Below are 6,470 nucleotides of genomic sequence, written 5' to 3' on the forward strand. Positions count from 1 at the left end.
TTTCGACGGCGACTAGCTTCCCTGGCAACTGGGTCACTCGTGCCCATGAATACCGATCACGTTTTAGGGCTCGCCGTCGATAACAACCCAGGCGTTGTCGATAGGTTGTCCGTTATGATGGGGAAAGGCACCTCCTGCGAACGTTTGAAGGTCGGTGATCGCCGCAATAACTCGATCGCGGCTGTCAACGAACGGTATGTCGGTATTGCCGCTCGCTAAGGCGCTAGTCAGGTTGATGCAACCGACACTCGCCAGAAATCCGTGGCCAGGATGCACAAGTATTTCCCGACGGTTTCTTGTTTGGAGCAATTCCAGGCCAGGTTTGGGAGTCTGGTCACAATCGTTGCTGATCAAATAACCTATAGTCAGATAATGTGAACCTGCTTGGGTGGCCAAGGGATATCTGGCCGCCTCGACCCTTCGGCCATTTCCTGCCACGTTATTGTCGCCAGGACCCTTCGCTTCGACCGCAGTACCTTTGAGATTCGTTTGGGGAATTCCGTTGTGATAAATTTGGTAATCGCCAATAGTGCGTATTCTTCCCCGCCTTTGCTGAATATTTTGTCGAATTATATGTAATTCCCATCCCGTTCCTACGATTGGCATATGCTCCTCCCTTCCCCTTGATACCCCGCTATCTTTGGTTTGCGGTGGAGCTCAGCTAATGGTCAAAACTCCTACGCTATCGGTGCACTCGATTATCCTGATTCCACTGCTCGATAATGCCGCCGAACGAGTGCTGTTACTTACCTCTCTACGTGATCTGCATGTATCCAGGACTACCTGCATCAGTTCAGGCCAGCTGGAATTCTAGGCAACCTTGTTAAATTTGTGGGCACTTTCGATGAACGGCAATTGCGACCCTCGACGAACCAACAGGGAATGGTCGATACCAAGGATTCTGCGGACACTCGCGAGAGCCCGCTCACTCACGTCAATGTAGGCAACGATGTACCACTCACCGTTTTCTTCTCTGGCCATGCCCAAAGGCTCGGCTCGCCATTTGAGTGCGCCGTGATGGGGCATGAAGTAAGTTTCCTGGATGCCACCTACCGCGCTAAGGCCTTCGTCGAGGGCGTACTCCATCACCGCGCAGCAGAGTTGCGTGAGCGTGCCCCGCAAACCGGTCGAGCGTTTGTCGGGGACAACGAAAGTGCGTGTCCATTCCGCCCAATCCGGCCTCCTCGGGACACCTGATTTTTCACACATGTGAGGAAAGACTTCGGAGACCATGTGCGGCTCGCTGGTCGGGATCAACCTGGCGGAGGTTATTACCCGGCCATCCTCGATGCCCAGCAGGTAGGTCGCGGCGTCCGTATCGAACTGATCTACCTCTCGGCCGTCGGGACTTTCCGGCCGCCAATGCTTCTGATGCACGAAAAAGTCGTGACGCCGGCGCAGGAATTCGTCGAATTCGCTTTCATAAAGATGTTTGTTCAGCGCATTGACGACATGGGCTTCTATCATAGCGCGACCCCCATCGCTTCTTAGAGGGACAGTCGCAGTCGCGCTAATATACGTCACCTGTCCGATCGAACAGTTGACACGCTCAGGGATGGATTAAGCGCCTGCGCACCGCTTCAACAACCGCCTGCGTGGTTGTCGCGACGCCAAAGGCTTCCCGAGCTCGTGTGGAATGCCATTTGACAGTCCGTTCGGTCAGGCCGAGAATCTGAGACGTTTCCGACGAGGTTTTGCCAGCCGCCGCCCACAAAAGCACTTCCTTTTCCCGATCCGTCAGCGGACCTTCATCGCCGTCTTCGTCATTCGACAAAGCCTGGATCGACATGCCGGCGTATACCGCCATCGTCACCAACTGCACTTGCTGTCGCGGCGACAGAGTGCACGACCTGGCGGAAGACGCAAACGACAGCACGGATTGCCAATGATGGACGCTAAGCATGGGTACGGCGAAGCCGCTGCAGATGCCAAACTCCGTTGCTTCGCCGGCAACTCGTCGCGAACCTTCGGTGTTAGACCATTTTGCTGGTACGTCAGCCCAAAGAAACGGCTTCAAGGTCTTCGCAGAATAGATGCAAACACCGTCAACCGCAGCATACTCGGCTTCGACATAGCGTTCGAACCAGCCCGCAGGCCAACCGTTCAACTCCACCATTGGGGCGAGCTTTTGGCCCCCGAGGGGAACACCGCTCAAAATTAGATGTTCGAAACCAAGGTTTCTCACAGTCTCTAGAAGGTCGCTCAGGAGCGGCCCGGTTGTCGTGTGCTTCCTGCAGCGTTCGACAAAGTCGAACACGTCTGAATCAATCATGCCAGAGACCCCTGCCCCTATGCAACGAGAGAGTATAGCTCATTTTAGGAGGGGCGAATATCCACTTCATTAAAATGAATTTGAACAAATAAGGTCTGGCACTCATCATCTTGGTGGCTATCCGAGCAGTCGGTAACGACGTCGACCTGGAGGTTTGTCTTTGCGCTAGCAAGGTGCATCTTAGCAGCAAGTGTCTCACTGCTGCTCCGGCCGCCGCCCACGACCAGCACACTGGGAAGCAAGCCACGTACGAGGTGGTAGTCCGCGGTAGGCGCATCCTGTTCTACCGAATGCCCTTGCACCTTAGAGTCGTGGAAGCTGTTTCCTACTCTTCCCTGAACGCGCGCTCGATCTGATCGGCCAGGGGTTTCACCAAATAGGAAAGCATCGTGCGGCGGCTGGTCGAAAAGAACACCTCGACCGGCATCCCGGGCGCAAGCGTCAATCCTTTGAGCCTGGTGAGTTCATTGCGCGGCAAAACGACGTGCACGGTGTAGAAGCCGGCGCCGCTTCGCTCGTCGATGCTGAGGTCGGCGGAAATCTTGCCGACGGTTCCGTTGAGTTCAGGCGTCGTGCGCTGGTTGAAGGCCGACAGTCGCAATGCTGCGCCCTGCCCTGGCGTCAGTTGATCGATGTCCTGCGGAGCCACCCGGGCCTCGGCGGTCAGCTCGTCTGCCACCGGCACGATGAGCATGATCAGCTCTCCAGGTGAGATAACACCACCGACCGTGTGCACGGAAAGCTGATGAACCACGCCGGTCTGCGGGCTGCGTATGTCTATGCGCTTGAGTTGGTCCTCCGCCGACACCTTGCGCTCGACAAGCTCGGAGATCTTTGCCTGGACATCGCGCAGCTCGGTCGCGACCTCGCTGCGCAGGTCCTGGTCGACCTGAATGATCTGCAGGCGGATTTCGGACGTGTGGCCCTTCGACTGCGCGATCGACGCTGTCAGCTGCCCGTGCTCACCCTCCAGCCGCACGGCATCGCGCTCGAGCGCCGTTATGCGATCGATCGAGACCAGCTTGCGCTCCCAGAGTTTGCGCATGCCCTCAAGCTCAAATCCAATCAACTTGATTTCCTGGCTCTTGGCGTCCCTCTGCTCGGTCAGGCCCGAGACCTCTTCAGCAAGCTGAACGATACGCTCCGCCAGCTGGGCCTTCTGGCCGGCGCGCGCCTGCCTGCGAAACTCGAACAAGGATTGCTCGCCGGCCATCCCGCGGCCGGTCTCGGGATCGCCCTGCCGCGACAGGAGTGACGGTGGAAAGGTGATGACGTCGGCGCCGTCGCGCTCGGCTTCGAGGCGCGCCAGGCGGGCATCGAATTCATCGAGGCTCTTGGTGACGATGGCCAGATTGGCCCGGGTGACCGTCTCATCGAGATGGATCAGGATTTGCCCCGACTGCACGGCATCGCCCTCCCTGACGAAGATCTGACCGACCACACCGCCCGTCGGATGCTGCACCTTCTTGACGTTGGAATCGACGACCAGCTTTCCCGAGGCGATGACGGCCCCGGAAAGCTCGGTGACGGCGGCAAGGCTTCCGGCCCCGCCCACAAGCAGGATGCAGGCAGCGACGCCGCCAAGCAGATAGCGGCGAATGGTTCGGTCAATCACGGATGCAGCGCGTTCCGCCATCAGGGCGCCACCTCTTCGGGGCCGGAAACAACTTTCAGCGGAACGCCGCCTGGACGGGTCACCTTGTTTAGCACCTCATTCTTGGGACCAAAGGCCTGGACGCGGCCGTTGGCCATGACGAGCACCTGATCGAGGCTTGCCAGCGCGCTTGGCCGATGCGCCACGACGACGGCAATGCCGCCTCTTTCGCGCACGCCCTGGATCGCCACCGTCAGCGCGGCTTCGCCTTCGGAATCGAGATTGGAGTTGGGCTCGTCGAGGATGACGAGGAACGGGTCGCCATAGAGAGCCCTGGCCAGCGCCACCCTTTGCCTCTGTCCGGCCGAGAGTGCCGACCCCGCCTCGCCGATCCGCGTTTCGTAACCTTCCGGCAGGTGGACGACGAGATCGTGCACGCCGGCGGCGCGCGCCGCCGCCAGTATCTTGTCCGAGGGTGCCTGCGGCTCGAAGCGCGCTATGTTTTCGGCAATGGTGCCGTCGAACAACTGGACGTCCTGCGGCAGGTAGCCGACATGCTTGCCGAGCTCTTCGGGCGACCACTGGTCGAGCGTTGCGCCGTCCAGCCTGACGGTTCCGCGCACCGGTAGCCAGATGCCGGCGATTGCTCGGACCAGCGAGGATTTTCCCGAGGCGCTTGGTCCGATGATGCCGAGGCCGGCGCCCTTCTCCAGCGCGAAGCCAGCATCCTGCACGACCACGCGGCGCTCGCCGGGCGGCGCGACGCTGATGGCTTCGACCGAAAGGGCCGATCTCGGCGCCGGCAGTGCGACGCTTGTCGAGGCTTCCGGCAGCAGAGCCAGAAGCTGGCTCAGCCGTGCCCAAGCCTGGCGGGCAGTGACAAAGCTCTTCCAATGGGCGATGGCGAGCTCGATCGGCGCCAGCGCCCGACCCATCATGATCGAGCTGGCAATCATGATGCCGCCTGTCGCCTCCTGGTGGATGACGAGATAGGCGCCGATTGCCAATATGCCCGATTGCAGCATCATGCGCAGGATCTTCGAGATCGTTCCCAGCGTGCCCGCCAGATCGCTGGCCTTCGCGTTGGTGCTGAGGTAGTCGGCATTGACGCCTGACCAACGCTCGGCAATGCGCGAGCCAAAGCCCATCGCTTGCAGGACCTCGACATTGCGTCGCGTCGCTTCCGCAAGCGTGTTGCGCGCTGCCGCCTGGCTGTTGGCCCTCTTCGCGGGCTCCCGCGTGCGCGCTTCGGCAAGCAGTGTCAGGCCAAAGAGAATAACCGCGCCGGCCAGTGCCGTCATGCCGATCCAGAAATGGAACAGGAAGCAGATGGCGAGATAGAGCGGCATCCAGGGCAGGTCGAACAGCGCAGTCGGCCCGGCACTCGACAGAAAGGATCGCACCTGGTCGAGATCCCGCAACGATTGCAGGCCATCGCCGGCGAGCTTGGTGCGCAATGGCAAGCGCATCAGGGCGGCATAGACCTGCCCGCTCAGTCGCGCATCGAGCGCCATGCCGATGCGCACGAGCAGCCGCGACCGGATCAGCTCGAGCACGCCCTGGAAGATGAAAAGCGTGGCGGCAAACACGGCAAGGCCGACAAGCGTCGGCACACTGCGGCCGGGTATGACGCGGTCATAGACCTGCAGCATGAAGAACGAGCCGGTCAGCGCCAAAACATTAACGACGCCGCTCATCAGCGCAATTCCGGTGAAGGCTCGCCGGAAGGAAGCCAGAACCGCCGCAAGTGTTGTTCGCGGCGGTTCGGATGGATGGAGTTGAGGCCACGCGTTCACTACAGTTCCGGATCAGACTCAGGCGGCGATGAACTGGAAGTCGTCCTGATGGAGGTTCGCCAGGGCCACGTTCTTCAGGGTCAGCACGTTGCTGGAGTCGTGCGTGATCACCGTGTCGGTGCCGACCTGGGTCGCTGCGGCAAGCACTGAAGCGAAGTCAGCGAACACATCATTCGCAATCTCGATGACGTCGTCGGATCCCGATCCGGCAGTGAAATCCGCGACAGCGTCCAGCCCAAAACCGGACCGGAAGATGAAGGTATCGTTGCCCGCCCCGCCGACTAGCGTGTCGTTGCCGGCACCGCCATTGAGTGTGTCGTTTCCATCAAATCCATATATCGCCTCTTTTGCGCTACCCCCGTTGAGGGTGTCGTTGCCGGTGCCGCCGACGATCGGCAGACCACTGGTCAGGCTGATGGTGGTGCCGTCGCCATAGATCAGTGTCTCGATCTGGTAGCTGGTGCCAACGTATTGGTTCACCAGCTTGATCTGGTCGCCGCTGACACCATCGCTGATCAGCAGGTCGTTGCCGGAGGTGGAGACGTTGAAGATCACATTAGCTGCGGTCAGCCCGGCGCCGAGCTGGATCGTGTCGGTGCCGCCTGTGTCGTAGACCGTGTCGGAGCCGTCACTCGAATTGAACACATAGGTGTCGTTGCCGGAACCGCCATTCAGCGCATCGGTACCAGCGCCGCCGGTCAGAGTGTCGTTGCCGGCATTGGCGTTGAGCGTGTCGTCTCCATCAAATCCATATATCGCCTCTTTTGCGCTACCCCCGTTGAGTGTGTCGTTGCCACTGCCGCCGACG

The 6,470-nt window shown here is 60.0% G+C and carries 6 protein-coding genes; all 6 read right to left on the reverse strand.

The features are described from left to right. Positions 1–63 precede the first annotated feature (63 nt). Positions 64–606, reverse strand: coding sequence for a hypothetical protein (locus ACSQ3Z_RS24985; protein WP_436173896.1), 543 nt, complete (start codon positions 604–606; stop codon positions 64–66). 204 nt (positions 607–810) lie between these two features. Beyond that, on the reverse strand, positions 811–1,467 hold the full coding sequence (locus tag ACSQ3Z_RS24990; protein WP_436173897.1) for an acyl-homoserine-lactone synthase: 657 nt from the start codon (positions 1,465–1,467) through the stop codon (positions 811–813). 82 nt (positions 1,468–1,549) lie between these two features. Further along, a complete protein-coding gene (locus ACSQ3Z_RS24995; RefSeq protein WP_436173898.1) occupies positions 1,550–2,272 on the reverse strand; it encodes a LuxR family transcriptional regulator in 723 nt (240 codons plus the stop codon). 325 nt (positions 2,273–2,597) lie between these two features. Then, positions 2,598–3,908 carry an HlyD family type I secretion periplasmic adaptor subunit gene (locus ACSQ3Z_RS25000; protein ID WP_436173899.1) on the reverse strand — a complete coding sequence of 437 codons (1,311 nt, stop codon included), beginning with the start codon at positions 3,906–3,908 and terminating at the stop codon, positions 2,598–2,600. Next, positions 3,908–5,662, reverse strand: a complete 1,755-nt coding sequence (locus tag ACSQ3Z_RS25005) for a type I secretion system permease/ATPase (protein ID WP_436173900.1) — start codon at positions 5,660–5,662, stop codon at positions 3,908–3,910. The genes ACSQ3Z_RS25000 and ACSQ3Z_RS25005 overlap by 1 nt, the downstream gene beginning before the upstream one ends. A gap of 18 nt (positions 5,663–5,680) precedes the next feature. Beyond that, positions 5,681–6,470 (reverse strand): calcium-binding protein (locus tag ACSQ3Z_RS25010; RefSeq protein WP_436173901.1); only part of this gene is annotated, 790 nt, incomplete at its 5' end.

Origin of the sequence: Mesorhizobium sp. LjNodule214, from assembly GCF_964252735.1 — a bacterium.
Taxonomy (GTDB): domain Bacteria; phylum Pseudomonadota; class Alphaproteobacteria; order Rhizobiales; family Rhizobiaceae; genus Mesorhizobium.

Bases quoted from the DNA above. Each gene is read 5' to 3' on its own strand.
- ACSQ3Z_RS24995 (WP_436173898.1), bottom strand. From the start codon at position 2,272: ATGATTGATTCAGACGTGTTCGACTTTGTCGAACGCTGCAGGAAGCAC.
- ACSQ3Z_RS25000 (WP_436173899.1), bottom strand. From the start codon at position 3,908: ATGGCGGAACGCGCTGCATCCGTGATTGACCGAACCATTCGCCGCTAT.
- ACSQ3Z_RS24990 (WP_436173897.1), bottom strand. From the start codon at position 1,467: ATGATAGAAGCCCATGTCGTCAATGCGCTGAACAAACATCTTTATGAA.
- ACSQ3Z_RS24985 (WP_436173896.1), bottom strand. From the start codon at position 606: ATGCCAATCGTAGGAACGGGATGGGAATTACATATAATTCGACAAAAT.